28 protein-coding genes and 1 pseudogene are annotated in these 26,840 nt (G+C 64.1%); 15 read left to right on the top strand and 14 right to left on the bottom strand.

Annotated features, from left to right (window positions below; all coding sequences use genetic code 11):
• Positions 1-13: 13 nt before the first annotated feature.
• Positions 14-754: pseudogene (locus tag AC0L3C_RS18595) on the top strand (hypothetical protein).
• Between the two features lie 56 nt (positions 755-810).
• Here AC0L3C_RS18595 and AC0L3C_RS18600 read toward each other — a convergent pair.
• Positions 811-1,131 carry a histone gene (locus AC0L3C_RS18600; protein ID WP_473263917.1) on the bottom strand — a complete coding sequence of 107 codons (321 nt, stop codon included), beginning with the start codon at positions 1,129-1,131 and terminating at the stop codon, positions 811-813.
• 66 nt (positions 1,132-1,197) lie between these two features.
• Positions 1,198-2,601, bottom strand: a complete 1,404-nt coding sequence (locus tag AC0L3C_RS18605) for a cryptochrome/photolyase family protein (protein ID WP_473408674.1) — start codon at positions 2,599-2,601, stop codon at positions 1,198-1,200.
• Between the two features lie 192 nt (positions 2,602-2,793).
• Between AC0L3C_RS18605 and AC0L3C_RS18610 the strand changes: the two genes are divergently transcribed.
• Positions 2,794-4,524, top strand: coding sequence for a methyl-accepting chemotaxis protein (locus AC0L3C_RS18610; protein ID WP_473408644.1), 1,731 nt, complete (start codon positions 2,794-2,796; stop codon positions 4,522-4,524).
• A 56-nt stretch (positions 4,525-4,580) separates the two neighbouring features.
• Here AC0L3C_RS18610 and AC0L3C_RS18615 read toward each other — a convergent pair whose 3' ends face one another.
• Entirely contained in the window at positions 4,581-5,240 is a 660-nt protein-coding gene (locus tag AC0L3C_RS18615) for a peroxiredoxin (RefSeq protein ID WP_473281134.1), read from the bottom strand.
• Between the two features lie 392 nt (positions 5,241-5,632).
• Between AC0L3C_RS18615 and AC0L3C_RS18620 the strand changes: the two genes are divergently transcribed.
• Positions 5,633-6,220 (top strand): hypothetical protein, encoded by a 588-nt coding sequence (locus tag AC0L3C_RS18620; RefSeq protein WP_473263915.1) that lies wholly within the window; start codon positions 5,633-5,635, stop codon positions 6,218-6,220.
• A 56-nt stretch (positions 6,221-6,276) separates the two neighbouring features.
• On the opposite strand, the gene AC0L3C_RS18625 is transcribed toward AC0L3C_RS18620, so the two are convergent.
• The 5 genes from AC0L3C_RS18625 to AC0L3C_RS18645 form a co-directional block, all read right to left on the bottom strand.
• A complete protein-coding gene (locus tag AC0L3C_RS18625; RefSeq protein WP_473408645.1) occupies positions 6,277-8,142 on the bottom strand; it encodes an alkaline phosphatase family protein in 1,866 nt (621 codons plus the stop codon).
• An 883-nt stretch (positions 8,143-9,025) separates the two neighbouring features.
• Positions 9,026-9,343: a response regulator transcription factor gene (locus AC0L3C_RS18630; RefSeq protein WP_473263913.1), complete on the bottom strand. Its 318-nt coding sequence runs from the start codon at positions 9,341-9,343 to the stop codon at positions 9,026-9,028.
• Positions 9,344-9,391: 48 nt separating this feature from the next.
• Positions 9,392-10,615, bottom strand: a complete 1,224-nt coding sequence (locus AC0L3C_RS18635; RefSeq protein ID WP_473284983.1) for an ABC transporter permease — start codon at positions 10,613-10,615, stop codon at positions 9,392-9,394.
• Positions 10,612-11,337 carry an ABC transporter ATP-binding protein gene (locus AC0L3C_RS18640; RefSeq protein WP_473263911.1) on the bottom strand — a complete coding sequence of 242 codons (726 nt, stop codon included), beginning with the start codon at positions 11,335-11,337 and terminating at the stop codon, positions 10,612-10,614. The genes AC0L3C_RS18635 and AC0L3C_RS18640 overlap by 4 nt, the downstream gene beginning before the upstream one ends.
• The gene (locus tag AC0L3C_RS18645; protein ID WP_473263910.1) at positions 11,334-12,761 is read right to left on the bottom strand and encodes an efflux RND transporter periplasmic adaptor subunit; all 1,428 of its coding nucleotides are present in this window, start codon (positions 12,759-12,761) and stop codon (positions 11,334-11,336) included. The genes AC0L3C_RS18640 and AC0L3C_RS18645 overlap by 4 nt, the downstream gene beginning before the upstream one ends.
• Before the next feature lie 590 nt (positions 12,762-13,351).
• On the opposite strand from AC0L3C_RS18645, the gene AC0L3C_RS18650 reads away from it, so the two are divergent.
• The 6 genes from AC0L3C_RS18650 to AC0L3C_RS18675 all read left to right on the top strand — a co-directional run bounded on the left by AC0L3C_RS18650 (position 13,352) and on the right by AC0L3C_RS18675 (position 16,306).
• Positions 13,352-14,011, top strand: a complete 660-nt coding sequence (locus AC0L3C_RS18650) for a response regulator transcription factor (protein WP_473408646.1) — start codon at positions 13,352-13,354, stop codon at positions 14,009-14,011.
• Positions 14,012-14,176: 165 nt separating this feature from the next.
• Positions 14,177-14,578 (top strand): curlin subunit CsgB, encoded by a 402-nt coding sequence (locus AC0L3C_RS18655; RefSeq protein WP_473263908.1) that lies wholly within the window; start codon positions 14,177-14,179, stop codon positions 14,576-14,578.
• 119 nt (positions 14,579-14,697) lie between these two features.
• Complete coding sequence (locus tag AC0L3C_RS18660) at positions 14,698-15,090, top strand: hypothetical protein (RefSeq protein WP_007611483.1); 393 nt, start codon at positions 14,698-14,700, stop codon at positions 15,088-15,090.
• Positions 15,091-15,120: 30 nt separating this feature from the next.
• Positions 15,121-15,498 (top strand): curlin, encoded by a 378-nt coding sequence (locus AC0L3C_RS18665; RefSeq protein ID WP_473284987.1) that lies wholly within the window; start codon positions 15,121-15,123, stop codon positions 15,496-15,498.
• 47 nt (positions 15,499-15,545) lie between these two features.
• Positions 15,546-15,995: a curlin gene (locus AC0L3C_RS18670; RefSeq protein WP_473263906.1), complete on the top strand. Its 450-nt coding sequence runs from the start codon at positions 15,546-15,548 to the stop codon at positions 15,993-15,995.
• Positions 15,996-16,015: 20 nt separating this feature from the next.
• The gene (locus AC0L3C_RS18675) at positions 16,016-16,306 is read left to right on the top strand and encodes a hypothetical protein (protein ID WP_473408647.1); all 291 of its coding nucleotides are present in this window, start codon (positions 16,016-16,018) and stop codon (positions 16,304-16,306) included.
• Positions 16,307-16,359: 53 nt separating this feature from the next.
• Here AC0L3C_RS18675 and AC0L3C_RS18680 read toward each other — a convergent pair whose 3' ends face one another.
• Entirely contained in the window at positions 16,360-16,644 is a 285-nt protein-coding gene (locus tag AC0L3C_RS18680) for a hypothetical protein (RefSeq protein WP_473408648.1), read from the bottom strand.
• Positions 16,645-16,926: 282 nt separating this feature from the next.
• Here AC0L3C_RS18680 and AC0L3C_RS18685 point away from each other — a divergent pair, with 282 nt between their 5' ends.
• The gene (locus AC0L3C_RS18685) at positions 16,927-17,367 is read left to right on the top strand and encodes a hypothetical protein (protein ID WP_473263903.1); all 441 of its coding nucleotides are present in this window, start codon (positions 16,927-16,929) and stop codon (positions 17,365-17,367) included.
• Between the two features lie 18 nt (positions 17,368-17,385).
• On the opposite strand, the gene AC0L3C_RS18690 is transcribed toward AC0L3C_RS18685, so the two are convergent.
• The gene (locus tag AC0L3C_RS18690; RefSeq protein ID WP_473408649.1) at positions 17,386-18,228 is read right to left on the bottom strand and encodes a GNAT family N-acetyltransferase; all 843 of its coding nucleotides are present in this window, start codon (positions 18,226-18,228) and stop codon (positions 17,386-17,388) included.
• Between the two features lie 122 nt (positions 18,229-18,350).
• Between AC0L3C_RS18690 and AC0L3C_RS18695 the strand changes: the two genes are divergently transcribed.
• Together AC0L3C_RS18695 and AC0L3C_RS18700 are read left to right on the top strand one after the other, a co-directional pair.
• Complete coding sequence (locus AC0L3C_RS18695; protein WP_473408675.1) at positions 18,351-19,055, top strand: SDR family oxidoreductase; 705 nt, start codon at positions 18,351-18,353, stop codon at positions 19,053-19,055.
• Positions 19,056-19,327: 272 nt separating this feature from the next.
• Positions 19,328-20,149 (top strand): outer membrane protein, encoded by an 822-nt coding sequence (locus tag AC0L3C_RS18700; protein ID WP_473408650.1) that lies wholly within the window; start codon positions 19,328-19,330, stop codon positions 20,147-20,149.
• Positions 20,150-20,218: 69 nt separating this feature from the next.
• Here AC0L3C_RS18700 and AC0L3C_RS18705 read toward each other — a convergent pair whose 3' ends face one another.
• The gene (locus AC0L3C_RS18705; protein ID WP_473263900.1) at positions 20,219-21,274 is read right to left on the bottom strand and encodes a serine hydrolase; all 1,056 of its coding nucleotides are present in this window, start codon (positions 21,272-21,274) and stop codon (positions 20,219-20,221) included.
• Positions 21,275-21,646: 372 nt separating this feature from the next.
• Between AC0L3C_RS18705 and AC0L3C_RS18710 the strand changes: the two genes are divergently transcribed.
• Positions 21,647-22,039: an ArsR/SmtB family transcription factor gene (locus AC0L3C_RS18710; protein WP_473408651.1), complete on the top strand. Its 393-nt coding sequence runs from the start codon at positions 21,647-21,649 to the stop codon at positions 22,037-22,039.
• Positions 22,040-22,041: 2 nt separating this feature from the next.
• Positions 22,042-22,533 carry an SRPBCC family protein gene (locus tag AC0L3C_RS18715; protein ID WP_473408652.1) on the top strand — a complete coding sequence of 164 codons (492 nt, stop codon included), beginning with the start codon at positions 22,042-22,044 and terminating at the stop codon, positions 22,531-22,533.
• Positions 22,534-22,652: 119 nt separating this feature from the next.
• On the opposite strand, the gene AC0L3C_RS18720 is transcribed toward AC0L3C_RS18715, so the two are convergent.
• The 3 genes from AC0L3C_RS18720 to AC0L3C_RS18730 are packed head-to-tail and all read right to left on the bottom strand — an operon-like array spanning position 22,653 to position 25,784.
• The gene (locus AC0L3C_RS18720) at positions 22,653-23,873 is read right to left on the bottom strand and encodes an ABC transporter substrate-binding protein (RefSeq protein WP_473408653.1); all 1,221 of its coding nucleotides are present in this window, start codon (positions 23,871-23,873) and stop codon (positions 22,653-22,655) included.
• 21 nt (positions 23,874-23,894) lie between these two features.
• On the bottom strand, positions 23,895-24,869 hold the full coding sequence (locus AC0L3C_RS18725) for a Bug family tripartite tricarboxylate transporter substrate binding protein (RefSeq protein WP_473283820.1): 975 nt from the start codon (positions 24,867-24,869) through the stop codon (positions 23,895-23,897).
• A 36-nt stretch (positions 24,870-24,905) separates the two neighbouring features.
• Positions 24,906-25,784: an IclR family transcriptional regulator gene (locus AC0L3C_RS18730; RefSeq protein WP_473408654.1), complete on the bottom strand. Its 879-nt coding sequence runs from the start codon at positions 25,782-25,784 to the stop codon at positions 24,906-24,908.
• A 210-nt stretch (positions 25,785-25,994) separates the two neighbouring features.
• Here AC0L3C_RS18730 and AC0L3C_RS18735 point away from each other — a divergent pair, with 210 nt between their 5' ends.
• Positions 25,995-26,837: a hypothetical protein gene (locus AC0L3C_RS18735; protein WP_473408655.1), complete on the top strand. Its 843-nt coding sequence runs from the start codon at positions 25,995-25,997 to the stop codon at positions 26,835-26,837.
• Positions 26,838-26,840 lie beyond the last annotated feature (3 nt).

Raw genomic sequence — 26,840 nt, forward strand, 5'->3', positions numbered from 1 at the left:
CGCGGTGATTTCCATGAAGAATGCGCGTCGTGCACCGCTCGGCAGATCTCTGAAGCCAGTCCGCATTGCCTGCATCAATTATGCATAAAAGATGATGAGCGAGCGGATGATGGCGCGGCTCACGGCCGCGCTGTAGAAATGCTATGACGAGCACTTCCTGCCGGTCTGGGCCTACCCCGTCGATCTCGACGTTACCCGCAAGCCGAAGCCCGCCGACTGGCAGCTGGTCTATTTCAACGATGCGACCCACAAGAATTTCCTCGGGCGGCATGAATTGACGCATCGGGGACAGCCGATCTCTAAGATCTTCGTCAAGGCGCTGGGCGACGAGCTCGTCAGCGTGGCAGCCTCGCATGAGCTGTTCGAGACGGTGCTCGACCCCATGGCCAATCTGTGGGCCGACAAGACCCGGCACACCCAATATGCCTACGAGGTCTGCGACGCAGTCGAAGAGGACGCCTTCGTCGTCATCGGCTTCCCGATGTCGAACTTCGTCTATCCCTCGTGGTTCGAACCCTTCAAGCATCCCCGCGGCACGAAGTTCGACCACATTGGATCGCTCAAGGAGCCGTTCTCGATGACCGAGGGCGGCCACGTCATCAAGAAGGTGAACGGCAGGAGATTGATCAAGCAGTTCGGCTCACCCGAGAAACGGCGGCGCTTCAACGCCGAGGACCGGCGCGGCCATCGCAGCGAATTTCGCGATCAAGGCGAGCATCACCCGGGCCGGCGCGCAGCCAAGCGGCGAGGGTAGGGTATCGCTGGAGCCGTCTCCGGGCGCGTCCGCCCCCGGAGACTTCAGCGTTGCGATCAGCGCTTGGCCTTCTTTTTCGACTTGGCAGCTTTCTTGGTGGCCTTCTTTGCTGTCTTCTTGGCCGCCTTCTTCGACGACTTCTTTGCAGCTTTCTTCGAACTCTTCTTGGCCGCCTTCTTCGAAGTTTTCTTCGGAGCCTTCTTCGCAGCCTTTTTGGCTTTCTTCTTGGAAGCCTTCTTCGGCGCTACTTTCTTCGCAGCCTTCTTGGCGGCTTTCCTGACCTTCTTCACCGCAGTGACAGCGGCGTCCTTGGTCGCTTCCACGGCGGTGGTGATCGTGTCCATCGCCTGTTCGGTGATCGGCTTGTCGTCGTCCATATCGTCCCCCACGGTTTGCATGGAGCGATGACGATAGCGCGTTTCATAATTGTGTCAAAGCAACGCTCAACCTTTGCGGATCTTTGCGTAGGCGGCGAGCGCGCGCTCTCGTCCCTTGGCATGATCGACGATCGGCTGCGGATAGCTCTTGCCGAGCGTGACGCCGGCGCTCGCAAGCTCGATCGGCGTCGTCTGCCAGGGCTGGTGGATGAGCTTGGCTGGCGCATCCTTCAACTCGGGCACCCACCGTCGCACATAGGCTCCATCCGGGTCGAACTTCTCGCCCTGGAGCACCGGATTGAACACGCGGAAATAGGGCGCCGCGTCGGCGCCGCAGCCGGCGACCCACTGCCAGTTGGCGGGATTGCTGCCGGCATCCGCATCGACCAGCGTGTCCCAAAACCAGCTCTCGCCGGCGCGCCAGTCGATCAGGAGGTGCTTGACCAGGAACGAGGCGACGACCATTCGCACCCGGTTGTGCATCACGCCAGTGTGCCAGAGCTCGCGCAGGCCGGCGTCGACGATGGGATAGCCGGTGCGGCCGTGCTGCCAGGCGGCGAGCGCCTTGGCGTCGGGCTTCCATGGGAAGCCGTCGAAATTCGTTTGCAGGTTTTCGGTGGCAAGGTTGGGATGGTCGTGCAGCAGGTGCCGGCAGAACTCACGCCAGCCGAGCTCGCTCAGGAACTTGTCGATGCCGGATCCGATCGCGGGATTTTCTGCCGCGGCGAACCGCGCGGCGTGCCAGACCTGGCGCGGGCTGAGCTCGCCGAACCTCAAATGCGGTGACAAATGTGAGGTGCCCTCCCGGTCCGGGTGGTCGCGGTCGCCGACATAGCCGCGTGCGGTGTGCTTGAGGAAGTCGCGCAGGCGGGCGCGGGCGGAGGCTTCGCCGGGGGTCCATGTCTCGCGCAGGCCGCCGGCCCAGTCGGGCTTGTCGGGCTCGAGCTTCCAGGTCTCCAGCGCGTCGCTGGCGACCGTCGGCGCCGGACGCAGCTCCTTCGGTGCCGGCAGGGGCTTCGGCGGATCGCCGAGCGCCAGCACGCGCCGCCAGAATGGTGTGAACACGCGCAAGCCGCGGCCTTCCTTGTTGCGGATTGCCGCGGGCGGGACGAGCAAGTCGCCCGGGAAACTTTGCGAGTCCACGCCGAGCTTTGCCAGCGCTGCTTCGAGCTGCCGCTCGATCGCCTGATGCGGCGCCTGTGCGATGCCGTTCCAGTAGACGGTGCGGGCTTCGCTGTCGCGGACCACCTCCGCGATCACCCTGACCGCCGGCCCCTTGCGCAGGATCAGAGATCCGCCGCGGGTAGCAATCTCGGCGCCGAGCGCCCGCAGCGACTGCGCCAGCCACCAGCGAGCCGCGGCGCCCGGCGCTCGCCCGGCCGCGTCGTCCAGCACATAGAGGCAGATCACCGGCGCGCCGGTCTTCACAGCCGCCTTGGCGGCAGCGTGGAGAGCGGGATGGTCGGACAGGCGGAGGTCATCGCGAAACCAGACGATGATGGGCGGAGCGCTTGGCGTAGTCCTTTGCGTAGTTCTGGGCGTGGTCAGGATGTCCTCGTTAACAATTTCGAAAGCATGTCGCGGGGCGTCGATTGGAACCGCCGTTAATGTGACCGTAAGCCGATTGCATGAATATGCAGGAATTACAGGAGTCATCCATTCATGTACGGACGAGCAACGGCGAAGTTTCTGCCGCAATTCAAACTTGGCACCAAGGCGCTCCTGTGCGCGGTGCTGCTGATCGCCATGAATACGGCGCTCGTGGTCGGCGCCGGCTATTGGTCGCTCAGCTCCGCTTTCAACGATCGCGCGCTCCGCGACATCGAGGTGAGCTTGCGCACGCTGGCGCTGGCGTTTGCCGAGATCGTTCCCGATGCCAAGATCACTATGAAGGATGGCGCGGTGGCGCGCGCCGAGATTCCCAAGATGCCGGAGTTCAAGGATCACGCCATCGTCGATCGCGCGGTGTCCTATGTCGGCGGCAACGCCACCCTGTTCGTATTCGACGATGCGAGCGGGCAGTTCGTGCGGCGCTCGACCAACGTGAAGAAGGAAAATGGCGACCGCGCCGTCGGGACCCAGCTTGCCGCCGATCATCCGGCGCAGGCGCTGCTGCGTCGTGGCGAGGCCTACAAGGGCCCGGCCACGCTGTTCGGCAAGACCTTCATGACCGCCTATTTCCCGATCGCCGACGCCAGCGGCAAGGTCGCCGGCATCCTCTATGTCGGCATCCCGATGGCCCAGTTCGAGAGCATGCTGGCCCACACGATCGAAAGCATGGCGATCGCCGCCGGGCTCGCCGCGCTGCTGGTGCTGGTCCTGACCTTGCTGGTCGTCCGCCGCGTCACCAAGCCGCTCACCTCCGTGACGCGCTCGCTGACCGCGCTCGCCGAAGGCCAGAGCGACGTCGAGATCGATTGCGAGGATCGAGGCGACGAGATCGGCGAGATCGCCCGCACGGTCGCGGTGTTCAGGAGCAATTCGCAGGAGCGGGCGCGGATGCGCGGCGAGCAGGCGGCCGCTTCGGCTGCAGCCGCCGAGCAGCGCAAATCCGACCTGCGCAATTTCGTCGAAGAGTTCCGCGGCGGTGTCGGCGGCATTCTCGACAAGGTGCTGACATCGTCAGGCGAATTCGAGCGGACTGCGCGGCAGCTCACCGACACCGCGCGCTCGACCGCCGATCTGTCGGCGCGCTCGGCCGGAGCTTCCGAAAACGCCTCCGAGCACGTGCGTTCGGCGGCGTCGGCCTCGGACGAGCTGTCTCAATCGATCTCTGAAATCACCCGGCGCGTGCAGGAATCGAACGTCATTTCCGCTGAGGCCGTGCGGCAGGCCGAGGCGACCGATCAGCGCATCGCGCAGCTCTCCGAGGCGGGCGCGCGCATCGGCGATGTCGTCAAGCTGATCACCTCGATCGCCGAGCAGACCAACCTGCTGGCACTGAACGCGACCATCGAGGCCGCGCGCGCGGGCGATGCCGGCCGCGGTTTTGCGGTGGTGGCCCAGGAGGTCAAGACGCTCGCCGGCCAGACCGCCAAGGCGACCGACGAGATCTCGAACCAGATCGCCAGCATGCAGCTTGCGACCGAGGAATCGGTTGTCGCCATCAAGGCGATCAGCCAGACCATCGAGCGCATCAGCGGCATCGCCGGCTCGATTTCGGCTGCGGTCGAGCAGCAGAAGAGCGCGACCCAAAACATCGTCGCCAGTGTTCGCGCGGCGGTATCGGGCACGGCCGATGTCGCCGTCAACGTCCGTCAGGCCGCCGAGGGTGCGAACGAGACGGGTGAGACGTCCAGCCGGATGTTTGCCTCCGCCCAGGCGTTGTCGGGCGAGAGCCTGCATCTGAAGGCCGAGGTCGAGGGCTTCCTCGAACGCGTGCGCGCGGCGTAAGAGCTAACATCGTCATCCCGGGCGGCGCTGACGCATCGCCCGGAATGACAGTTGGGTTATTTCGGCTGCGGCACGATCCGGATGTAGGGCTTCGGCTCCTTCCAGCCTTGCGGGTAGATCGTCTTGGCCTCGTCATTGGAGACCGAGCCCGCGATGATGACGTCGTCACCCTGCGACCAGTCGGCCGGGGTCGCGACGCGGTGCTTGGCGGTGAGCTGGAGCGAGTCGATCACGCGGAGGATCTCCTGGAAGTTCCGGCCCGTCGTCATCGGATAGACCAGCACCAGCTTGATCTTCTTGTCCGGCCCGATGACGAAGACATTCCGAACAGTCTGGTTGTCGGCGGCGGTGCGGACAAGGGGATCGCCTGAGATGGCGGCCGGCAGCATGCCGTACAGCTTGGAGACGTTGTAATCGGTGTCGCCGATCATCGGATAGTTCGGGGCCGCGCCTTGCGTCTCCTTGATGTCCTCGGACCATTTGGCATGGCGGTCGACCGGATCAACCGAGAGGCCCATCAGCTTGACGCCGCGCTTGTCGAATTCCGGCTTCAGCTTGGCGAGCGCGCCGAGCTCGGTCGTGCAAACCGGCGTGAAGTCCTTCGGGTGCGAGAACAGCAGCGCCCAGCTATTGCCGATCCAGTCGTGGAACTTGATCTTCCCTTCGGTGGTCTCGGCTTCGAAGTCGGGGGCGGTGGTGCCGATCGGAAGCGTCATGGTTCTACCTCATGCTATTGAATTTGCTTATGAATTCATCTTTGACCGTCTGGGCCAGTATAGGGGCTCCACGACCTCAAGTGAACGCTAACTGAACCGCTTCAAGTAAAATGTGAATTCCTTCTTCGAAGGCCTGATTTCCTAGCACCTTTTTGTTACAGCCGCGCCTGCGGCGAAACATCTCCACCGGGGCTATACGGGCGCGATTGCCCCGAGAAAGCCTTTTATGACTCCCATCACGCTCGCCCGGCGCTTGCCAGAACCAAACTGGTCCTGACAGCGACCAATTGGCAACCATTGAGAAAAGTCGCGATCCCCGTACCGAATCATTAACCACCCCTTTACGCCGGCATGAAAATGCTGGCCGATCAGAAGAAATCTGGAAGTGAACTATGTCTGCCGCTGCGCATAAGTCTGTTGAGTCGCCGTCCCTCGAACCGTCCTGCCTCGAACCGTCCTGCCGCGATACCTCGGCCCATGCACTGACCATCGTGCGCGACGGCGTGATCACGGGCGAAGGCCCGACCACCAAGGGAAGGGTGCACTTCTCCCGCTCGCTCGATGCCGATGACACCGCCTGGTGCGCCCGCATCCTGACCGCCACAGCCGTCAACGACCAGCCGATCAGCCGCACTGAGGCCGAAGTGCTGTTCGAGATCAATGAAGCCGCAACCGAGCGCACCGATGGCGGCCGGTTCGACGATTTGCTTGCTAAGGCTGTGGCCCACTATGCCGCCAGCGCGTCTGGCCTGAAGGTGCCGCCGCGTAGCGTGGCGCTGTCGGCCGAGTCCGACATCGAGAGCTGGGCGCCGTCCTATGCCTCCAAGGTCAACAGCGAAATGCTCGAGTGGATCGCCGGCCAGATGCGCGGCAAACGCCACAACAACCGTCGCCTGATGGCGATGGTGGCGACCTTCCTGGGCGCCACCGCGCTGCCTCTGGCGGGCCAGCTGCCGAACGTGTTCGACATAGGCATGTAAGATTTTGGGCATGTAAGATTCTGCGCCTCTCACGAGGACGCATTTGAACGGCGGGGTTATTTCCCCGCCGTTTTTTGTTTGCCGGCGTCCGGCTCCAGCCCAAGCGTGCGGCCCGGGAAGCCGGCAGTGTCGAAATAGCGCTGGCTGCCGACGCGCTGGAAGTTCAGCACGGTCTGCAGGCCGTTCTCGGACTTCTTCGACTTCTCGACCCCCTTGTACGCCTTCGGCACGATGCCATTGGGCAACGCTTCCGACATCACGCGGCCGAGGAGGCCGCCGTTCTGCGATGCGCGCAGGCCGAGCAGCTGGGCGGCGGTCATGCCGACATCGGCATTGCTGACCGGAATATCGCTGACATAGCCGGCTTTGAAGTCCGGCCCGATCGCGGCCATGAAGTTCATGGTGTCGCCGCGGCTGAAGCTGCCATGCATGCCCTGGCCCTGGCGCAGCACGGTGTCGGCGACCTGCACCGAGCAGTTGGTCGGCGCCTCGCCGCAATCGCTGGCGTAGGAGCGGAAGTTGACGACGATCGCCGGCGTCGGCGTCGCCGCCTTGCCGCGCAGATTGATGCTCGACAGCGGCAGGGTGCCGGGGAAGCGGCCTAGCGAGTCGTCGACGAACAGGCCCGAGACGTAGTCTTGCTCGAGCAGCGTCTTGATGGTCCTGGCCGCCAGCTTCTTGTCCTTGTTCGGCAAATAGATCAGGTCGGAGCCGCCATTGGTGGCGACGACGAGATCGGGCTTTTCCGGATCCTTGCCGAGCACGCCGTTGCCGGCCTTGGGATGCTTGTTGCCCTCGACCTTGGCGTTCTTGTCGTTGGGATCGAACAGCGGCAGGTCGAGCGCCTTGGCAAGGTCGAGCGCCAGAAAGCCCATTGGCAAAAAGTCCTTCGGCGTGTCGTCATAGCTGAGCTTGGCCGAGGGGCTGGTTTTGCTTTCCTTGGAGATGGTCGAGAAGCCGTGGTCGGCCTGGACCATGATGTTGGTGTTGGCGGCAAGGCCGAGCTCGTCCAGCGCCTTGCGGAGCTGGGCGAGGTTGTTGTCGGCATTCTTGATGCCGGCCATCGAGGTCGGCCCGTTGATGCCGGGCATGATCTGGTTGAGGCTGTCGCCGGTGTTGTGCTGACTGCCGTCCGGGTCGCGCGACCAGAACACCAGCACGAACGGCTTGTTGCGCGCCTTGAACATCGGCAGCACGACCTTGGCCGCGACGTCGGCGAAATAGGCCTGCTGCGCGACATTGGCGACCGTGGTGCCCGGCGTCTTGGCATCGCCCGCCTTGGAGTTGTCGCCGCGCGGCGGCGTTGCGAGGGGCAGGCCGGCCTTGGTGAGAGCGGCCTTGACCTCGTCCGACAGCGCCACGCCATTTTTGCCGCCGGTGGCATCGTCGAACACGACCGAATGCAGGCCGGCCTTTTCGGGCTTGTCGGTGTGGTCGAACTGATAGGTCGGCCCATGCTTGCCGAGCGCGGCGGTGCTGTAGCCCTTGTCGCGGGCCAGCTTCAGGATCGTGTCTTCATTGAGATAGTCGCCCTTGAAATGCTCGTCGATGTCGCCGAGCACGGCGTCGTTCTCGATGAAGGGGACGACGGTCTCGCCGGCGGGCACCGAGGTATAGTTGGTCCAGATCGTGTTGGAGAACACGCCGGTGTCGCCGAGATAATGGCCGGTCGACATCGCCGAGCCGTTGGCCATGGTGAAGGTCGGGAATAGCGAGTGCGAATTCTTGAAATTGACGCCCTTGTCGCGGATTTCGGCCATTGCGGGGGCAGTCTCGGGTGTGACCTTCAGCGCGCGTAGACCGTCCGGAATGAACAGGATCAGGTTACGGGGCGTGTTGTTCTCGGCGGAGGCAGGTCCGGTCGAAAGTCCGGCGGACAACACTGTCAGTCCGGCTGACAGCAACACCAGTGAACGGCGCATCAAAATCTCTCCCTGCGAGGCAGCTTGGCCGCCAACCGCGGCCCCCGGTTCGTTTAGTTTCGCTGCATGACGGTTTTGTTACAAGAGCGGAGCGGCACGCAAAGAAGGGTGGCGGCCGCTCGCGTGTCCCGGACGCGCTGCAGCGCGTAGCGGTGCTGCGCAGAGCCGGGACCCAGCAGGTCCCACGGCACGCTGTTGCATGGGCCCCGGCTCTGCAGCGCACCGCCAAGAGGCGCTGCGCTGCGTCCGGGGCACGAGACCGTTGTTGGACAACCGACATGGGATCGCAGCCTCGCGGCGCATTTCGCCCGAGCTTTGCTTCGTCGCCTCACCCTCGATTGAAAGAGGGCGCAGGGAAGGCCGGGTGCCGGCTGGCACCCGCGGTCCACTGTGCGAGATTGTCGTAAGAACAATGCACAGCGGCATACAGGTGAAGCCCAACACACGGCCTTCCCTGCGCAGTGGCTTTACGGCTTATGTCGTGATCTCCCCGGGGAGCGATGCACTATTGCCCCCGTCGCCTTGCGGATGGCTGACGCGCGTGCCCGGTTGGGCAACCCACATCACCGCAACACTTGGCGCACAGACCCCGGGCGCCAGGACCACACGATTTTGCCGTACGCCGATCACACCGGTCGTGTGCGCGACGCCTTCACTCACGGTTGCCCGCCCTGCGAAGTCCTTCGCGCCGATGTGACCAACGTCCACCGCCGTCCGGCCCGCGTTCGTGACGATCGCGATACGCCCCTCTTCCTTGGGCCGGGTCGAGAAACTCCTAACAAAAATCCGAATTCTAATAAAGAGAAATATTTTGTCGCCGGTCCGTTGACCCCGGACTTGGGTGTTTCGCCCGAAATGACGCAAGGGATTGTGGCCGGAGCCGTCAGTCCGGCGCGGTCGGGACCGGCGTATTCTGCGCGACCGCCTTGGCCGGCGCGGCCGTCATGGAATTGCGGCCGCCATTGGCCAGGTTGCGGCGAAGCGATGGCGGCGCCGCTTGCAGGGCGAAGATGATCGCGATCTGGGTCCGGTTCTGAAGGCGGTATTTGCGCATGATGTTGCCGATATGCGCCCGCACCGTGTTCTCCGAGATCTTGAGCTCGTACGCGATGTTCTTGTTCTGCATGCCGCGTGCGATCAGCATCATCAGGTCCCGCTCGCGTGGCGTTGGTGTGATCGAATGTTTCGGATCCGGACTCATGACTGCTCCTCCGTGGCCTTTGGTCGACGCGAACACCCCAGCATGTTCTCACTCCGTCTTGAGTGCCTCGATCGGACTGAGCTTGGATGCCTTGTGGGCGGGATAAAAACCGAAGATCAGGCCGGTCGCGATCGAGAAGGCGAGGGCGAGGCCGATCGCCTGGCCGTCGATCGAGGTGATCCATCCTGCCATGCGCGCGACCGTCATCGAGAGCGTGACGCCGGCACCGACGCCGATCGCGCCGCCGAGCAGGCAGAGCACGAGCGCCTCGCAGAGAAACTGAAGACGGATGTCCCGCATCCGCCCGCCAAGCGCGCGCCGGATTCCGATCTCCCGCGTACGCTCGGTGACCGACACGATCATGACGTTCATGATGCTGATGCCGCCAACGAGCAGCGAGACCGAGGCGATGGCGACGAGCAGGAGCGCGACGGTGCGGATCGCTCCCTGCTGCGCTTCCATTGCGGCGGCCGGATCCTGGACCTTGAAGTCGTCCTCCTGGCCAGCGGGGATACGGTGGCGCTGCCGCAGCAGGTTTTCGATCTCCGTTCGCGCCCCCGCCATCTGTCCGTCCGCAGCCACCTTGGCGATGATGTAGGCGACCGAATCCCGGTTGATGTTGCTTGCGCTGCCGAGGAAGCGCAGCTTGGCGGTGGTGAGCGGCACGAAGGCGACGTCGTCCTGCGCCGGTCCCTTGCGATCGAGAACGCCGACCACTTCGAGCGGCACCTTCATGATCCGGATCTGTGCGCCGATCGGGTCTTCGCCGGGCGCGAACAGCTCCTGCGCCACCGTGCTGCCGAGGATCACGACCTTGCCGGCGCCTGCCTCCTCGGTGCCGGAAAAATAGCGCCCGGTCGCAAGCTGCCAGTCGCGGACCATGAAGTGCCCGGTCGTCGTCCCGTTGATGGTCGTGTTCCAGTTCTTGCTCTCGTGAATGACCTGCGCCGTTCCTGCAATCGAACCCGCCGCTGCCTGGATCTCGGGGATCTGCTCGAGGATCGCCTGCACGTCGCTCTCGGTCATGGTCAGCTTGCTGCCATCCTTGAGACGCACGCCGCCCTGGTAGACCGCGCCGGGGTTGATCATCAGCACGTTGGCGCCGATCGAGCGGATCTGCTCCTGGAGGCGAAGCTGCGCGCCGGACCCGATCGCAAACACGGTGACGATGGAGGCGACGCCGATCACGATGCCGAGCATGGTGAGGATGCTGCGCAACGGATTGAGGCGCAAGGCGTGCAAAGCGATCTGAAAGCCCTGGAGCATCGTCATGGCGCAGCGTTCCGTTTCGGCAGGATCGGGACCAGCGTTTCGTCAGCGACGAGCTCGCCGTCGTGCAGGCGGATCGTGCGCCGGCACTGGGTCGCGATGCCGGGATCATGCGTGATCATCACGATGGTCTGGCCGGTCCGGTTGAGCGCGGCGAACAGGGCCAGTATCTCGGCGCCGGTACGACTGTCGAGCGCGCCGGTCGGCTCGTCGGCGAGCACGATCAGCGGAGAGGCGATCAGGGCGCGCGCGATCGCGACGCGCTGCTGCTCGCCGCCCGAGAGCTGCCGCGGGAAGTGGTGGGCCCGGTGCACCATGCCGACGGCCTCCAGGCTTTGCTCGGCGCGGGCCAGGCGTTCCTTGCGGCTGATGCCGCAATAGACCAGCGGCAGCGCGACGTTCTCAATCGCATTGTGGCGCGCGAGCAGATTGTAGGACTGGAATACGAAGCCGATGCTGCGGGCGCGCAGGGACGACCGGTGGTCCTCGGAGAGATCGGCGACGTCGGCTCCCTCGAGATAGAGCGCGCCCTCGCTCGGCAGGTCGAGCAGCCCGATCATGTTCATCAGCGTCGATTTTCCCGAGCCGGACGGTCCCATCACCGCGACGATCTCGCCTCGTTCGATGTCGAAGCTGACATTGCGCACCGCAGTCACCGCTACTCCGTCGGCACGATAGGTCCTGGAGACCGACTGCAGGCTGATGAGGGGCTGGGGGGCCGTCATGATCCGAACCTGATGCCGAGAAACTCCATGCCGGCCGGCCGGATGGCCTGACCCACGGCGACCTGACTGCCCTCGACGAGGTCTCCGCTCCTGAGCGCGACCTGTTCGGTGCCGGCCGCGCCGACGGTCACGGGAATACGCCGGAGTGAGCCGCTTGCAGTGCGCGCCCACACCCCGCTGCGCGCCGCGGCATCCGGCTGCGTGCCGGAGGGCTGGAAGCGCAACGCGGCAAGCGGCACTTTCAGCACGTCGTCCTGCCGCTCGATCACGATCTTCACCAGGGCGGTCATGCCGGGCAGCAGCGCGCCGTCGAGATTGGAGGTCGCCAGGACCACGGTGTAGGTCACGACGTGCTGCTGGTTCTGTGGTGCCTTGCGCACCTGCCGCACCACCGCCTCGAAGCGGCGGTCCGGGTAGGCATCCACCGTGAAATGGGCGCGCTGGTCGGGGGCGATTCGCCCGATATCGGCTTCGTCGACCTGGGCGTGAATTTCCATGTCCTCCAGTCGGTGCGCGACCACGAACGTCGTGCGCGATTCCAGTCCGACCGCGAGCGTCTGGCCCTCGTTGACGAACCTGCCGACGACGACGCCATCGATCGGCGAGCGGATCACGGTGCGGTCGAGATCGGCCTGGGCCGCAGCGAGAACGGCCGCCTTCTCCGGCACGGCCATTCGTGCCTGCTGCAATTCCGCCTCGATCCGGCGGATATCGGCCTGCGCGCCGTCGACTGAGTAGGCGTTCAGGGACATCAGGACTTCGGCTTCGCGCTCTTGGGCAAGCCTCGCGGTGAACTCCGTCTGGGCGTCATCCACCGCCGTTACCGCCACGACATTTTGTGACTGTAGAGCCAGCTTGCGCTGCAAGGTCTTCTGCGCCGACGCCTTGACCGCCTGCGCGCTGTCGAGCTTGGCCACGAGTACGTCTCTGCTGCCCCTGGCGTTTTGCAGATCGATCCTGGCGCGGTCGAGCTTGGCCCGCTCGATGTCGACAAAGGAGTTCGCCACCGCCACGGCCGCCCTGGCTTCGTCGACTTTGGCCGCAAAGCTGCGCGGATCGATCAGGGCGAGCGGCTGATCCTTCGTGACTGTGTCGTTGAAATCGACATAGACCCGGGCGAGCTGCCCGGACAGTTGGGAACCGACCTCGATCGTCTTGACCGGCTGCAGGGCGCCGGTGACGGTGATGGTCTGCTCGATGCTGCCGCGCTGGATCGAGGCATAGCGGAATACGGGGGCGTCCGATCCGAAGGTCCGTGTTTCCCGCCCGACCGGTCCGAGCAGCCGCTGGGTCGATTCATAGGCGCGGGCCGCCTTCTGCGCCGCGGCCCCGGCGGCGTCGCTGATCACGGCTGGCCGGGCGGCGTAGATCGCGGCGAGGCCACATGCGGTTCCGAGCAAGGCAATAACTGGCACAAATCGCATATCAAAAACCCGCCTCTTGAAATGGCATCGTTGGCGGCACGGAGAAAGATCGCGCTATGGTTGTAAATCTTAGAAAGCGCAGTCGATCGTCAGTGTGTCGCCGCTGCCGGGGCGTCGGTCGGGTGCGCTTGATGATCCAGAAGTAAAGTCTTCGGGTGCTATTTTTCGTGACTTGCCGGAAATGCATACGGAGCGTATCGATATGATGCGCGCGGTATCGAACTCGACAAGCTGACTTAACGTCCCGTCTGTTCTGGCTGAAGCGGCCAGCGCCTGGCGTTCAAGTCGGCACGTGGGTGGCGACGCCATGACGCAGCGGGCGATACCGAAGTTCCAGATCGTCGCATTGTCGATATCGCGCCTCGCTGTGATGCCGCAGCTCCCAAGCGCGAATCCCCGCAATCACGAAACCCGATATGTGAACACCTTCACTCGTCTTGAACGGGTGTTGGCCCTAAGACGTCGAAGCGGCGGATCGGAGCGACTCGCCCGATCCCCGCGAATTCATCCAAGCACCTTGATCTCGCTTGCAAGAAGAATGGATGGCTCGTTGCGTGTTCATCGAGCCCCAAGCCGGGGAGCCCGTTGCCATGAGTTCAGGTCAAGCTACAGTTTATATCATTGATGACGAAATTCAGATTCGAACTGCGATAGGAAGTCTCTGCGAGGAGACCGGGCATCAGGTAAAATTGTTTGCATCGACGGACGAGTTCGTCGCGGGCAGTATTTCCGGCGGACCTTCATGCCTCGTGCTCGACGTCCGCTTTCCCGGCACGGCGCCGACCGGCCTCGAGCTTCAGCGCCGGCTCGCCGAGACGGGCGTGCTCATCCCGATCGTCTTCATCAGCGGCCATTCCGACGTCCGGGTCTCGGTCGAGGCCATGAAGCGCGGCGCAGTCGAGTTTCTTCCAAAACCGTTTCGCGAACAGGAGATCCTCGATGCGATCAGGCATGGCATCGAGCGCGACCGCAGGCGGCTCGAACGCGAAGATAGCGTGCGCGAGGCGCGCCAGCGCGTCGAGACGCTGACGGCAAGGGAGCGCGAGATCATGCTGTTGATGGCCGAGGGTCTGGTTGCCAAGCAGATCGCGGCGAAGCTTGGGGTGAGCGAAGTGACGGCCAAGGTCCATCGCGCCAGGATGATGCGAAAGCTGGAGCTTCGCTCGCCGATCGAGGTGGTGCGGTTGGTCGACAGCATGGGACGCGAAGAAGAGACGATACGAACCGGCACGGGACAACCGTACAGCTAGTGCCGCGGGCACCAAGGCGCCGCGCAACGTCTAGTCCGTACCGATTAGCATGAACTGCAGTCTGTCGCACGCAGCACGATCGGTTCAAAGTCGGTCCTGCGATGTCGGCCTCCTCCAAGACGGCATCCGAACCCAGTCAGAGATCTTAGCCAGAAAGGATATTCCATGCGCAAATTGTTTTTTGCTTCCGTTGCCGTGCTCGCCCTGTCCTCCGCCGCGCAGGCCGCCAACACCTCGACCACCGTGCAAGTGGGCCTCGTGAACGGTTCCAGCGTCTCGCAGCAGGGCCTCACCAACGACACCTCGTCGACCAGCCAGCTCGGCCTCGTCAACAGTGCGACCACGATGCAGGGCACCAGCGCGGCCTCGCTCAACAACGGCAGCACGGTCAACCAGATCGGCGTGCAGAACTCGGCGACCACCGGCCAGGTGGCGTTCGGCAACAACGGCAGCTCGATCACCCAGAACTCGTTCGGGCCTGCCCCGCTCCAGAACAACGCCGCCGCCGTCGGACAGCTCAGCGTGTTCGGCGTTAACGGCAGCACCGTCTCGCAGACGGCGCACTAAGCCAGCCCCGTTTGGCCGGACGCGCCAATTGCGGCGCGTCCGCGCCATTCTTGAAAGCACCGCCTCGGGCAGGACGACTCGGTGAGAGGTTGTCCGCCGACTTTTGCGGAGGAAATGTCATGCATCAAAAATATCTCGTTGCCACGATCGTGGCGTTCAGTCTGTTGACCGCCGTCGATGCCCAGGCCGGCAACTCGGCCAGCGTGCTGCAATTCGGCACCACCAACAACTCCTTCATCTCGCAGAGTGGCGGCACCAACAACAGCGCCACCACGATGCAATTCGGCGCCACCAATACTGCAACCACGTTGCAGACGGGTTCGCTCCTCACCGTCAACACCTCGGTGATCGGGCAGGGCGGTACGACCGCGACGGCGTCGAACACGGCGCTGGCCGGCCAGGCCGGTGGCTTCAATTCGAGCCTGATCGGCCAGATCGGCGCGAACAACGCGGCCGGCGTCGGACAGCTCGGAATCCTGAACGGCTCGACGATTTTGCAGCAGACTCCGTGATCGCAATCCTTTTCGATAGCGAGGCATTTCATGAGACATTTTTCAGGCGCCGCCTGTGGCGCATTTCTCACCTTGTGTTGCGGGGGCGCCGGCTCGGCCGGTGCCCAGACTGCCGATATCAAGACCATCGTGTCGCTCGGCGGCCCGCCGGTGGTGCTGAACCAGAACAGCCAGCTCAACATGGCCGGCGTGTTCATGATCGGCGGCAGCACCAGCGCGACCGTCACTCAAAACGGCACGAACAACGCGACCGGTATCCTGCAATTCGGCGGGACGACGTCGGCATCGGTCGGGCAGACGGGCGTGAATAATCTTGCGTTTGTCGGCCAGGCCGGCCAGTCGACCAGCAGTTTCCTGTCCCAGTTCGGTGCGTTCAACTCGGCGACTGTCGTCCAAAATAGCCACTGAGCTGAGTGCGACCTCGCCGTCGTCAGAAATGTAATGGGGGCAAGGCAATGAAATGCGCTAGGCTACTGCTCGCATTGGCGGCATTGCTTGCCGTCGTCAGCGTCGCGTCCGAGGCATCCGCCGGATCCGTCCAGCGCGGCGTGACGAACCGGAACGTGAGCATCGAGACGATCGTGCAATTCGGCAACGATGTCCAGCCGGTCACGATCGAAGAGAACAGCCGCATCAATATCGCGCGTGTCATCCAGATCGGTGGCACGGGAACGGTCGATGCGACGATCATCCAGAACGGCACGCGAAATTATGTCGATGTGATCCAGGTGGGTGGCACCACCAATGTGGCGATCGGCCAGTCGGGCGTGAGCAACATTGCCGATATCACGCAGGTCGGCAATTCCACCAACGCCCTCCTGCTCCAGATCGGAGACATGAACACGGGAACGGTGCGACAATTCGGGCGCTCCAACTGGCTGTCGATATTTCAGTTCAGCCGGTGATCGTGAATGCGAGGTGCAACATGAGATTCATCGTACTTGCAGCAGGAATGAGCATCATGACGGCGATGACAGCCGGGCCGGCCGGAGCTGGCGAGTCCGACGACGGCCATACCACAATCGTTCAGGACGAGAACGGCACGTCCGTCATTACCCAGAGCGGCGATCCGGCGCAGGCCGAGGTCAAGATTGAGAAGGAGCCCGGGCGCACGACGGTCTATCGCCGCAGCGGCGGCAACAGCGCCATCGTGACGCAGGGCACCGGAAATCCGCAGGACATGCTCGACTGGCTGCGCAAGCAGCAGGGCCGCTGACGAACGAAGGCCCATCGTCCGTGACGGACGATGGGCCCCATCATGAGCGGGCGTTACCAGCTGCGATAGACGCCGGTCAGGGTGCCGTTGTTGTTACCCTCCGGGCCGACATCGCCCTGCGTCGAGCTCGGCGCCGGATGGTTGGTGCCGTTGAGCGCACCGTAAGGCCCCGCGACATCCGGATAGTACGCGCGTGGCTGAACCGGTTGGTAAGCGGGGGCCGTGCGGTCCCATCCCGCGCGCGGTCCGTTCCAATCATAGCCCTTGGCCGAAGCGGCCGCCGTGCCCGCGACGAGTGAAGCCGTGATCAGGCAGAGGAGTTTCGATTTGTTCTGCATTGGACATGCTCCTTGCTGGTGTCGGGAGCCAACGACCGCAGTGCGGGAGCGTTCCGGGCGTTGTCGGCCGAAGCGATCAACTCCGATCAACTGGTTATGAAGTCCGTTTTCCCGGAACACGTGCGACATCAGCCGGAATCCCGGGCGTCTTGCCGCAGCTTGTTCCCTGTCAATCCCGTGCCTTAACCAATAATTAATTATACGTTTGCGGGTGGGCGACAGCCCGGCCTAGCGTGCGGTGGGGAGCCGCTATCCGCGAAGCCAAACGAGTTGGTGCGTATCATGATGTCCAGATCATTTGGGGCGTTGCTCGCCTCGCTCAGCGCAGCCGCGCTGCTCCTTGCCCCCAGCGACAGTTTTGCCCGACCCGGCGGCGCCGTCGCACATGCCGCCACGCCTTCCGGTCCGGCGGCGCGTCCGCCGATTGCGCCGGGCGCCAGGTTCCGTGGCCGCAACACGCCCTGGGTCTACTGGCCCGGCGGCGGCGGGTTCTACTATGACAATGCAGGCTACGGCCAGCCTTTCGCCGAGACCGCCCAACCCGTATCGAACGACGTGCGCTACACCTACACGTACGACGTTCCCTGGGATTGGACGCATCGCTTCCCGCCGAACGTGGTGCCGTCCGACCGGCCCTACGTGCCTAGCTGTCCGACGGAGCAGGTGACTGTGCCCGGCCGCGGTGGCGGCGAGCACACCGTCAACATCATGCGCTGCTACTGAGCAGCGCGTTCGGCTCAGCTAGCCCAGCTCAAAACTGGTCACGCTGAAGACGCGCTCGAGCCGCAGCGGCGCGATCGGCCCCGTGTACATCCGAGCCGTCTCGAACACCGGCTTCAGCCCGAGCTTTTCCGCGAGTGCGATCGCCTCGCGATTGACGGCGGGGACGTCGAGGAAGATTTCGCCGCCGCTTGCGCTCGCCAGCAAGGCCTGCACGATTGCGTCCGCCGCCGCGCGGTCGTCGGCGACGAGCGGGCCGATCTTGCGGCCGGTCCGGCACGGCCGGATCACGCCCCATGCGGTGAGCTTGCCGTCGCGCAGCAACGCGCGACCAACATGTCCTGATGTGCCGATCCAGGCACGCAGGAAGGCGCTGCGCGGAGCCGGGAACACCGTGGCATCGTCGGCTTCAATGAGCGCGAACGGGATCGTGTCGAGCGCAATTACGTCGGCGGGCGGCTTCGGTGGCGCGGCGACGATGCCGCCATAGCGAATATTGGCGTAGGCAAGCTGGAAGCCGGACTTTCTGTAATTGTCCTGCTGCGCCACGACGCCGTCGAGGCCGATCACGCGAGTGCCCGCATGGGCGACCGCCGCGTTCCAGATGCGCAAGCCGTGGCCTCTGTCGCGAAAATCCGATCGCACGATGTAGAAGCCGAGAAATGCGAAGCGATCGTCGTAATTGACGCAGGAGACGGTCGCGACCGGCTCGCCCTCGATCTCGCCGACGAAGAAGCCCTTCGCGTCCGGGATCGCGAAACAGGCGGCATCGGAGAGGCCCGGATTCCAGCCCTCGGCCGCGGCCCACTCGACGGCGGTGGCGATCTCCTCGGGGCGCAAATTGCGGATCTGCAAATCGCTCATCTTTCAAGTCGCTTTCGACGGTGGACCTTCCGGCCGGTCCGGCGGTAGAAGGCCTCATGACAGGCCGGGCCTGCGGCTCGCCTCCACGATATCATAGAGGATGATCGGTCATGGCAGCAGAGATGGCAGCAGAGAAGGTCGCACTCGTGACCGCCGGCGGCAGCGGCATGGGGGCAGGGGCCGCGCGTCGGCTCGCAGCCGACGGCTTTCGCGTCGCCATCCTGTCTTCTTCCGGCAAGGGCGAGGCCCTGGCAGCTGAGCTCGGCGGGTTAGGGGTCACCGGTTCCAACAAGTCGCACGACGATCTGAAGCGGCTTGTGGACGGGGCGCTTGCCCGATGGGGACGCATCGACGTGCTCGTCAACAGCGCGGGCCATGGGCCCCGGGCGGCGATCACGGAGATTACCGACGAGCAGTGGCACACCGGCCTCGACACCTATCTGCTCAACGTGATCCGTCCGACCCGGCTGGTGACGCCGATCATGCAGACGCAGAAGGGCGGCGCGATCATCAACATCTCGACCGCCTGGGCGTTCGAGCCGAGCGCGATGTTTCCGACCTCTGCGGTGTTCCGCGCCGGCCTTGCCGCCTTCACGAAGATCTTCACCGACACCCATGCCGCCGACAACATCCGCATGAACAATGTGCTGCCGGGTTGGATCGACAGCTTGCCGCAGCTAGATGCACGCCGCGACAGCGTGCCGATGCGGCGTTACGGCAAGGTCGAGGAAATCGCCGCGACGGTCTCGTTCCTGGCGTCCGACGGCGCGGCCTACATCACCGGACAGAACATCCGCGTTGACGGCGGACTGACGCGTTCGGTCTGAGCCGGACCGATTCGAATCGCGTTCTCGCGGGGTGTCGCGATGCGACAGTGGTGTGTGTGGCCCGCCGCTGCCGAAGGGTGATGCGTGGCCCCTCGGTCACACCCGTCGCGCGTTCGCGCGCCGCACGGCTCACACTACGTCACAGCCCCTCTGAACTTCGCCGCAGCCCAAGACGGCGAGGGACCGGCAGCCTATGCCGGATCTGCGCCGGACAACTTCCGCCCGCGCGCATTCGACACGCGAGACCGATCGCGTGAGGCAAGGAGACTGGAATGAAGAAGTTTTTGCTGGCGGTGGCCGCGGTCCTCTTGGGCACCACATCCGTGCAGGCGGCAGACCTCGCGGCGCACTACACCAAGGCACCGATGATGGCGACGGCCTACAACTGGACCGGCCTTTACGTCGGCGGCAATGTCGGCGGACAATGGGGCAGCGCCAATCCCGCCAGCTCGACCGCGGTTGCTCCCTTCGGCTATTTCGCGGACACTAGTGTCACTGCGATTGCTGCGGTCGGCGCCCAGCGCGTCAACAGCTCCAGCGTCACGGGCGGTCTCACCGCCGGCTACAACTGGCAGGTCAACAATGCCGTGCTCGGCCTAGAGGGCGACATCAACCATCTCGGCTTCAAGGGCAGCGGGTCCGGGTCGGCGCTCTATCCCTGTTGCGCCCCGACCGGCTTCACCGTGTCATCTTCGGTCTCGGCCGACTGGCTCGCCACCATCCGCGGCCGCATCGGCTTCCTCGCGGCTCCGACCTGGCTGCTCTACGCCACCGGCGGCGCGGCCATCGCCGAGGTGAAGGGCAATTTCAACTTCACCGACACGTTCGCCGCGGCGACGGAGTCGGCCGCGATCCGCGACACGCGCCTCGGCTGGACCGCAGGTGTGGGCACCGAATATGCCGTCGGCGGCGGCTGGTCGCTCAAGGCGGAATATCTCTACGTCGATCTCGGACGCAGTACCGTGACCAGCACCAATCTGCTTGGCGGCGCGTTTCCGACCAGCGTCTTCACCCACTCGGTCGATATCAAATCGAACATCGTGCGCGTCGGCGTGAACTACAAGTTCGGCGGACCGGTCGTCGCGAGGTACTAAGCATCCCGTTTCCATCCTGGCGTCGAAAGCCCCGGTCTGGCCGGGGCTTTCTGTTTCGGCGAGGCGGGGTCAGTGCGAAGCCACGAGGCGCGCCAACGCCGGCAGGATTTTATAGCGCGCGATCTCGTGGGGATATTCGCCCCGATTGGCGAGCAGCACGATCCCGATCCGCTGTGCCGGCACGAGGCCGATATAGCCGGAGGCGTTGTTGAGCCCACCCGGCTTGTCGACGACGGCGACGCCTGGAAGACGCACCGTCTCCCAGGCCATTCCCTGTCCGAACTTGTCGTCGACGCGGAAAACCTCGTGCTGCGTCATCCGCAATGCCTCGCGCAACTGCGGATTGATCGACCGCCCGTCGACGCAGGCAGCAACGAATGTCGCGAGATCCCGCGGCGAGGAAAACATCTGGCCCGTGCCGGGGAAATCAAAATAACTCTGCTGGTTGCCGATGGGGCCGATCGCCATGCCCTGATCCGAATAGCCCTGGACCGCGCGCTGCATCCAGGCCTCCTCCATGACGGCACGGCCGTCCTCGCCACGTTCGGGCACGGAGGTCGCATTCATGTCGATCGGCTTGAAGATGCGTTGTTCGAACAGGCGTGCGATCGGAGCGCCGTAGCAGCGCTCGAGCACCAGTTGAAGCAGCACGTAGCCGGCATGGCTGTAGACGCGCTGCTTGCCCGGCACTTCGCCGGCCTGCGGTCTCCAGCTGTTGAACATGTCGATGAGCTGTGCGCGCGAAAAAGTGTCGCTCGGCCACGGCGGATGGTCGGTCGGCAGCAGCATGCCTGAGGTGTGCGTGACGAGCTCGCCGACGGTGATGCCGCGGACATAGTCGCCGGTGAGCTCGGGGAGATATTCCGCCAGACGATCGTCGAGCCGCAGCTCGCCGCGGAGGGTGCCGAGCGCGACCAGCGTCGCCTCGAACGGCTTGCGCAGGGAGCCGAGGTTGAACAGCGTATCCGGCGTGACCGGCCTTCGCGCGGCGTCGTCGGCAAAGCCATAGGTGAAGAATTCGAGATGGCTGCCGGCATAAAGCGCGGCGGCCAGACCGCCCGGCTGGTCCGGCGTCGCGGTCGGCGCCAGCTCGTTCGCGACGATGTCGCGCATCTGTGCGATCATGTCTGAATCCGCCGCGGCGTAGCGCGGCCAGGCAAGCGCGAGGGGAACGAGCGCAGCGCGCGCGAGCGCCCGTCGGGTGAGATACGATGAGGTGGCAACAGACGGCACGGCTCTGGCGCAGGATTCGATGCGCCCCCGGTCTCTTGTAGCGGGAAGGGCGGTGCCTCCCTATTCACGATTGCGCGTGGTGGGTTCCGCGCGCGTGGTTTGTAGCCCGGATGAAGCGAAGCGCAATCCGGGATAGCGCCGCAGCCGAGCGAGCGGCCCCGGATTACGCTTCGCTTCATCCAGGCTACCAGTCGGCAAAATTTCACTTAGCTAATTGGCTAACAATTGTTGACGCCAGACGGCGACAGGCCTATAGTTAGCTCCATGGCTAACCAATTATCCCGACTCGATCAGGTTTTCGCGGCCCTTGCCGATCCCACCCGGCGGGCGATCGTGATGCGGCTCTGCGCCGGCGAGGCGTCGGTCGGCGAGCTTGCCGATCCCTTCGAGATGGCGCTGCCGAGCTTCATGAAACACCTCCACGTGCTGGAGACGAGCGGGCTGGTCCTGTCGGAGAAATCCGGCCGGGTGCGCACCTGCCGCCTCAGTCCTGACGCGCTCCTCAGCGCGGAGGACTGGTTCCAGCACCAGCGTGCGATCTGGGAGGCACGGCTCGATCGCTTCGAAGCCTATGTGATGAAGCTGAAGAAAGAGCGGACGGCTGCCAAGCGGCCGTCCAAGACAAGTAACAAGACGACCAAACGGAAAGGTTCCTGACGATGACGAATTCTGCCAATCCCGTCCTGTCGCAATGGTCGCTCGACCGCGAGATCGTGATGTCGCGCGTGATCGATGCGCCGCGCGATCTGGTGTTCGAAGCCTGGTCCGACCCGAAGCACCTGCCGCAATGGTTCGGGCCGAAGGGTTTCAAGCTCGAGACCTTCGAGATCGACGTGCGGGTCGGCGGCGTCTGGCGCTTCAACATGATCGGCCCGGACGGCACGGTCTACCCGAACCGCATGCGCTTCCGCCGCATCGAGCGACCGGCGCTGATGGAGATGGATCACGGCGACGACCAGGACGAGGATCCCGGAATGTTCCGTTTCACCGTCACCTTCGCCGAACAGAGCAACGGCAAGACGGTTCTGATGATGCGGCAGCTGGCGTCGAGCACGGCGCAGCGCGACGGCATGATCAGCTTCGGTGCCGTCGAATACGGCTACCAGACGCTCGACAAGCTCGCGGCCTATGTGGGCGGAATGAAGAGGTAGGGCGAGCGGCCACCTTCCTCCCTCATGCCGGGGAGGCCGCGGAGCGGCCGCCTCGGAGCACGAGGACTACCGGGGGGCCTGCATTCTTCATCCGCGCGCCCCTCAGGAAGAGGGGCGCTTCATTCCATCGCCTCGTCCGTGACGATATCGCCGAGTTTCTGCCAGCGCTGGCCGTCGAACTGTACCATCTGGAACTGCTTGTTGACGCGGTAGTCGGTCGGCGTCGTCGTCACCGAGATGCCCGGCAGCGTCAGGTCGAGTGTGATGTTGTTCAGGCTGGCGGCCTGGCGCATCACGTTCTCGCGCGTGAGATCGTCGCCGCATTGTTTCAGCACCTGCACCAGCAGCTGCGCGGTGATATAGCCGTAGACGTTCAGGTTCGAATCCTTGTCACCTTCCGGGTAGTATTTGGCCATGAAAGCGAGATATCGCTTCATGCCGGGATCGTCCTTCCATTCGGGATCGGCTGAATCCTTGACATAACCGACGCTGACGACGCCCTTGGCGTTGTCGAGTCCGGCGGGTCTCAGCACCGCGCTGACCGAGGAGGCGTTGATGTCGATGATGTGCAGCGGCTTCCAGCCGATCTCCGCGACCTTCTTGATCGCCTGCGCGGCCTGTTTCGGCGTCGTGGCGCTGAACAGCACGTCGGCACCTGCATCCTTCAACCGCAGGATCTGCGAGTCGATGGTCGGCTCGGTGATCTCGTAGGACGTCTCGGCGACGATCATCTTCGCCTTGTCACCGAGGCCTGCTTTGAAGCCGGCGAGGTAGTCCTTGCCGAGATCGTCGTTCTGATAGAGCACGCCGATCCTGGCGTTCGGATGGTTCTTCAGAAGATATTGGGCGTAGATCCGGCCCTCGACGAGGTAGGACGGGTTGAAGCCCATGGTCCAGGGGAAGTTCTTCGGATCGGTGAAACGCGCCGCGCCCGTTGCCGCGAAGAGCTGCGGGACTTTCTTGGCGTTGAGATATTTTTGCACAGCGACGTTCGGCGCCGTGCCGATGATCTGGAAGGTCAGCAGCACCTCGTCGCTTTCGACCAGCTTGCGGGTCTGCTCAACCGTCTTCGGAGGCGAATAGGCGTCGTCATACTGGATCAGATTGACCTTGCGGCCGTTGATGCCGCCCTGGTCGTTGATCATCTTCATGTAGGCGGCCTGGGTCTTGCCGATGACGGCATAGGCCGAGGCCGGCCCGCTGAGCGGGACGGTCTGGCCGACCTTGATCTCGGTATCGGACGCGCCGGGATCGTATTTCTTCTGCGCCTGTGCTGCCGGGATCGACAGTGCGAGAGCGATCGCGCCTGCCGCGACACGTTTGAGAAGTATGTTTTTCATTTCCATTCCCTGTTCCGACTGTCACTCGCCCTTGAGGCCGGCCTCGCGGATTAGCCCAGTCCACTTTTTTGTCTCGTTGTCGATGAACTGGCCGAATTCGGCCGCGGTGCCGGCGCGCACTTCGAGGCCTTGGGCGGTCAGCTTGTCCTTGATCGCCGGCTCGGCCAGCGCGCGCAAGACTTCGGCCTGCAGCTTGTCGATGATGGCGCGCGGCGTCGTCGAAGGCGCCATGAAGCCGTACCAGCCGGCGGCGGCCACGTTGGGAAAACCCTGCTCGCGCAGGGTCGGCGCTTGCGGATAGAGCGCGCTGCGTTCGGCGGAAGCGACGCCGAGCACAATGAACTTGCCGCTCTGGATGTAGGGCAGTGCGGTCGGCAGCGCCGTCAGCGTGGCATCGACGCGGCCGGCGAGCAGCTCGGTATAGGACGCCGCATCGCCACGGAAGGGAATGTTGAGCCCCTTGACGCCGGCATCCCTGAACAGGAGTTCGCCGGCAAGATGCGGCTGCGAGCCGGCGCCGGGCGAGGCGAAGGTCAGGCCATCCGGCTTCGATTTGCCGTAGGCGATCAATTCGGGGAGCTTCTTGAACGGCGCGTCTGCGCTGATGATCAGGAACAGCGGCGCGATCACCGCCATCGCGACGGGCTGCAGATCCTTGCGCTCGTAGGTCAGCTTGCCGAACAGCGCTTCGGCGGTGGCGTAGGGGGCCGCGACATAGAGGAGTGTGTAGCCGTCGCCCGGCGCATGCGCGACCGTGTCGTTGGCGATGCGGGTGCCGGCGCCAGGCTTGTTCTCGACGATGAACTGCTGGTGCAGGTTGCGGCCGAACTCTTCGGCCAGCAGCCGCAGCGAGATGTCGTTAGAGCCGCCGGGCCCGTAAGGGGAGATCAGCCGCACCATGCGCGACGGCCAGGCGTCCTCAGCGCGTGCGGAGAATGGAAGTCCGGATAGCGAAAGGGCGAGGGTGCCCAGGAATGTTCGCCGTGTTACGGTCATGGTGGCCTCCCGGTGGCGGAGCGCCGATTGTCTTGTTCATCGCTTGGCGCTCTTCTTGTTTTGCTTTTGTGTTTCGGTGGCCGGCGCCGCCCCAATCATGGTGCGGATGCTGTCGGCAAGAGCGGCAATGCGCGGGCCGATCTCGCCCTCCAGCTGGCCGGGCTGGAGCCGGAATGCGGGAATACCGCAATTGATCGAAAAGGCCTGCTTCGCCTCACGCGCATGAAACAGCGGCGCGGCGACCGCATGGATCGAGGCGATGTACTCGCCGAAGCACGTGCAGAAGCCGCGGCTGGCGCATTGGGCGAGGCCGGCGCGGTAGGTCTCGCGAAAGGCCGACCACAGCTCGGTATCCTCGCTTGCAATGCGCTCTTCGAGCAGCGCGGCATCGGCCTGCGGCAAGGTCGCCGCCGCGGCACGGCCCATGGCCGTCATCACCACGGAAATGGGCATGCCGATGTCGGGGACGTGCGGGCCGACGTCGCCGGAGCGCGCGGTCTCGACATAGATCATGGAGGTCGCATCGAGCAGGCCGATCGAGACCGTGCCGCGCACGCTTTGTGCCAGCTCCTGCATCATGGGACGCGCGACTTGGCGGAACTGCATGTCGGCGAGCAGCGGATGCGCCATGCGAAGTGCACGCGCGCCGACGCGATATTTGGCGCGTTCAGCATCGTAGCGGAGGTAGCCGAGCTCGGCGAGCGTATGCGTCAGCCGCGCCACCGTCGGGCGCGGAATCCCGGTGAGCGTCGACAGCTCCATGTTGCCGAGCTGCGTCGCCCCCGCCTTGAATGCTTCGAGCACCACGAGACCTTTTGCCAGGGTCGTCGCGAACGCGGCGTCGTCGATGCTGTCCGCCAGCGCGGCGGCGGCGGACGAGGAGGCGCGGATCGGTTTCGAGGCGGTTCTGGCCATACAGGATTAATGTACCCGGTCTGGCCTGTTGTCCAATAGATTCAGGAAATGTACATTTGTGTCCACTATCCGGACAATCCTGCGCTTCGGCGGCGGGGATAAAATGTGCGCGAAGAGCTCCGCCGCACACAGATTTTCGTCGTGATTCCGTGGCTTGTTGTGACAGGATTATTACGACTGAATGTCATATCAATTACAGCGGAGCGATTTATGTTGCAGTGGCAGGCGCGGACAAATCCCCTCGCGTGGTGGTGGGGCTCCCTGACGCTCGTCAGTGCTGCCAACATTCTCGTCTGGTTCATGCTGTACCGCGAGTTCTACCCGACGCCTGCCGCCAGCATCAGTGGCGGCTCCGACATCGGGCTGATGTTCCTGCTCTGCGCCGGCTATGTCTTCGGCTGCGCCTTCCGCTCGTTCCTGCCGCGCGCCGACGTGCAGCGCATCTGCCTGTTCGACACCTGGCTCTCCAGCGTCTTCGTCGGCCGCACGGTCGCGACGATTGCCGAACTGTGCTTCGCCGCGCAATGGGCGGTCATTCTGCATCAGCTCGGGACCATGACGGGCGCCGAGACGGTCGTGAACATCGCATGGGTGATCGTACCGATCATCATCATCGCGGAGTGCTTCTCCTGGTATGCGGTGGTGACGACCAACTTCCTCTTCAACGCGATCGAGAACTCGCTGTGGGCGGTGACGTTCTTCCTTGCGGGCATCGCGCTGTGCCGGCTCATGCCGGAATTCCAGGGACCAGTGCGTTGGGCGCTGATTGCCGGCATCGTCGGCATCGCCTGCTTTCTGGCCTTCCTCGTCACCGTCGACGTGCCGATGTATCTCAGCCGCTGGCGGGCAGGGCATGAAGAGGGCAACAGATTGCTCGGCTTCCTCGAAGGCCTGCATGACGTCTCGACCCGGTGGGTCGTGACCCACGACATCGCGCACTGGAAGGGCGAGCTGACCTGGATGTTCCTGTATTTCACCGCCGCCGTGTGGTCGAGCCTCGCGCTCTGTGCGCTCTACGCGATGGAAGGTTATCTCACGCGCTATCTGGCCTGAGCG

This window comes from Bradyrhizobium sp. WSM4872 (assembly GCF_055811715.1).

Excerpts from the sequence above, each read along its gene's own strand:
- AC0L3C_RS18600 (WP_473263917.1), bottom strand. The coding sequence starts at position 1,131 with ATGGACGACGACAAGCCGATCACCGAACAGGCGATGGACACGATCACC.
- AC0L3C_RS18610 (WP_473408644.1), top strand. The coding sequence starts at position 2,794 with ATGTACGGACGAGCAACGGCGAAGTTTCTGCCGCAATTCAAACTTGGC.
- AC0L3C_RS18615 (WP_473281134.1), bottom strand. The coding sequence starts at position 5,240 with ATGACGCTTCCGATCGGCACCACCGCCCCCGACTTCGAAGCCGAGACC.
- AC0L3C_RS18620 (WP_473263915.1), top strand. The coding sequence starts at position 5,633 with ATGTCTGCCGCTGCGCATAAGTCTGTTGAGTCGCCGTCCCTCGAACCG.
- AC0L3C_RS18625 (WP_473408645.1), bottom strand. The coding sequence starts at position 8,142 with ATGCGCCGTTCACTGGTGTTGCTGTCAGCCGGACTGACAGTGTTGTCC.
- AC0L3C_RS18630 (WP_473263913.1), bottom strand. The coding sequence starts at position 9,343 with ATGAGTCCGGATCCGAAACATTCGATCACACCAACGCCACGCGAGCGG.
- AC0L3C_RS18635 (WP_473284983.1), bottom strand. The coding sequence starts at position 10,615 with ATGACGATGCTCCAGGGCTTTCAGATCGCTTTGCACGCCTTGCGCCTC.
- AC0L3C_RS18640 (WP_473263911.1), bottom strand. The coding sequence starts at position 11,337 with ATGACGGCCCCCCAGCCCCTCATCAGCCTGCAGTCGGTCTCCAGGACC.
- AC0L3C_RS18645 (WP_473263910.1), bottom strand. The coding sequence starts at position 12,761 with ATGCGATTTGTGCCAGTTATTGCCTTGCTCGGAACCGCATGTGGCCTC.
- AC0L3C_RS18650 (WP_473408646.1), top strand. The coding sequence starts at position 13,352 with ATGAGTTCAGGTCAAGCTACAGTTTATATCATTGATGACGAAATTCAG.
- AC0L3C_RS18655 (WP_473263908.1), top strand. The coding sequence starts at position 14,177 with ATGCGCAAATTGTTTTTTGCTTCCGTTGCCGTGCTCGCCCTGTCCTCC.
- AC0L3C_RS18660 (WP_007611483.1), top strand. The coding sequence starts at position 14,698 with ATGCATCAAAAATATCTCGTTGCCACGATCGTGGCGTTCAGTCTGTTG.
- AC0L3C_RS18665 (WP_473284987.1), top strand. The coding sequence starts at position 15,121 with ATGAGACATTTTTCAGGCGCCGCCTGTGGCGCATTTCTCACCTTGTGT.
- AC0L3C_RS18670 (WP_473263906.1), top strand. The coding sequence starts at position 15,546 with ATGAAATGCGCTAGGCTACTGCTCGCATTGGCGGCATTGCTTGCCGTC.
- AC0L3C_RS18675 (WP_473408647.1), top strand. The coding sequence starts at position 16,016 with ATGAGATTCATCGTACTTGCAGCAGGAATGAGCATCATGACGGCGATG.
- AC0L3C_RS18680 (WP_473408648.1), bottom strand. The coding sequence starts at position 16,644 with ATGCAGAACAAATCGAAACTCCTCTGCCTGATCACGGCTTCACTCGTC.
- AC0L3C_RS18685 (WP_473263903.1), top strand. The coding sequence starts at position 16,927 with ATGATGTCCAGATCATTTGGGGCGTTGCTCGCCTCGCTCAGCGCAGCC.
- AC0L3C_RS18690 (WP_473408649.1), bottom strand. The coding sequence starts at position 18,228 with ATGAGCGATTTGCAGATCCGCAATTTGCGCCCCGAGGAGATCGCCACC.
- AC0L3C_RS18695 (WP_473408675.1), top strand. The coding sequence starts at position 18,351 with ATGGCAGCAGAGAAGGTCGCACTCGTGACCGCCGGCGGCAGCGGCATG.
- AC0L3C_RS18700 (WP_473408650.1), top strand. The coding sequence starts at position 19,328 with ATGAAGAAGTTTTTGCTGGCGGTGGCCGCGGTCCTCTTGGGCACCACA.
- AC0L3C_RS18705 (WP_473263900.1), bottom strand. The coding sequence starts at position 21,274 with ATGATCGCACAGATGCGCGACATCGTCGCGAACGAGCTGGCGCCGACC.
- AC0L3C_RS18710 (WP_473408651.1), top strand. The coding sequence starts at position 21,647 with ATGGCTAACCAATTATCCCGACTCGATCAGGTTTTCGCGGCCCTTGCC.
- AC0L3C_RS18715 (WP_473408652.1), top strand. The coding sequence starts at position 22,042 with ATGACGAATTCTGCCAATCCCGTCCTGTCGCAATGGTCGCTCGACCGC.
- AC0L3C_RS18720 (WP_473408653.1), bottom strand. The coding sequence starts at position 23,873 with ATGAAAAACATACTTCTCAAACGTGTCGCGGCAGGCGCGATCGCTCTC.
- AC0L3C_RS18725 (WP_473283820.1), bottom strand. The coding sequence starts at position 24,869 with ATGACCGTAACACGGCGAACATTCCTGGGCACCCTCGCCCTTTCGCTA.
- AC0L3C_RS18730 (WP_473408654.1), bottom strand. The coding sequence starts at position 25,784 with ATGGCCAGAACCGCCTCGAAACCGATCCGCGCCTCCTCGTCCGCCGCC.
- AC0L3C_RS18735 (WP_473408655.1), top strand. The coding sequence starts at position 25,995 with ATGTTGCAGTGGCAGGCGCGGACAAATCCCCTCGCGTGGTGGTGGGGC.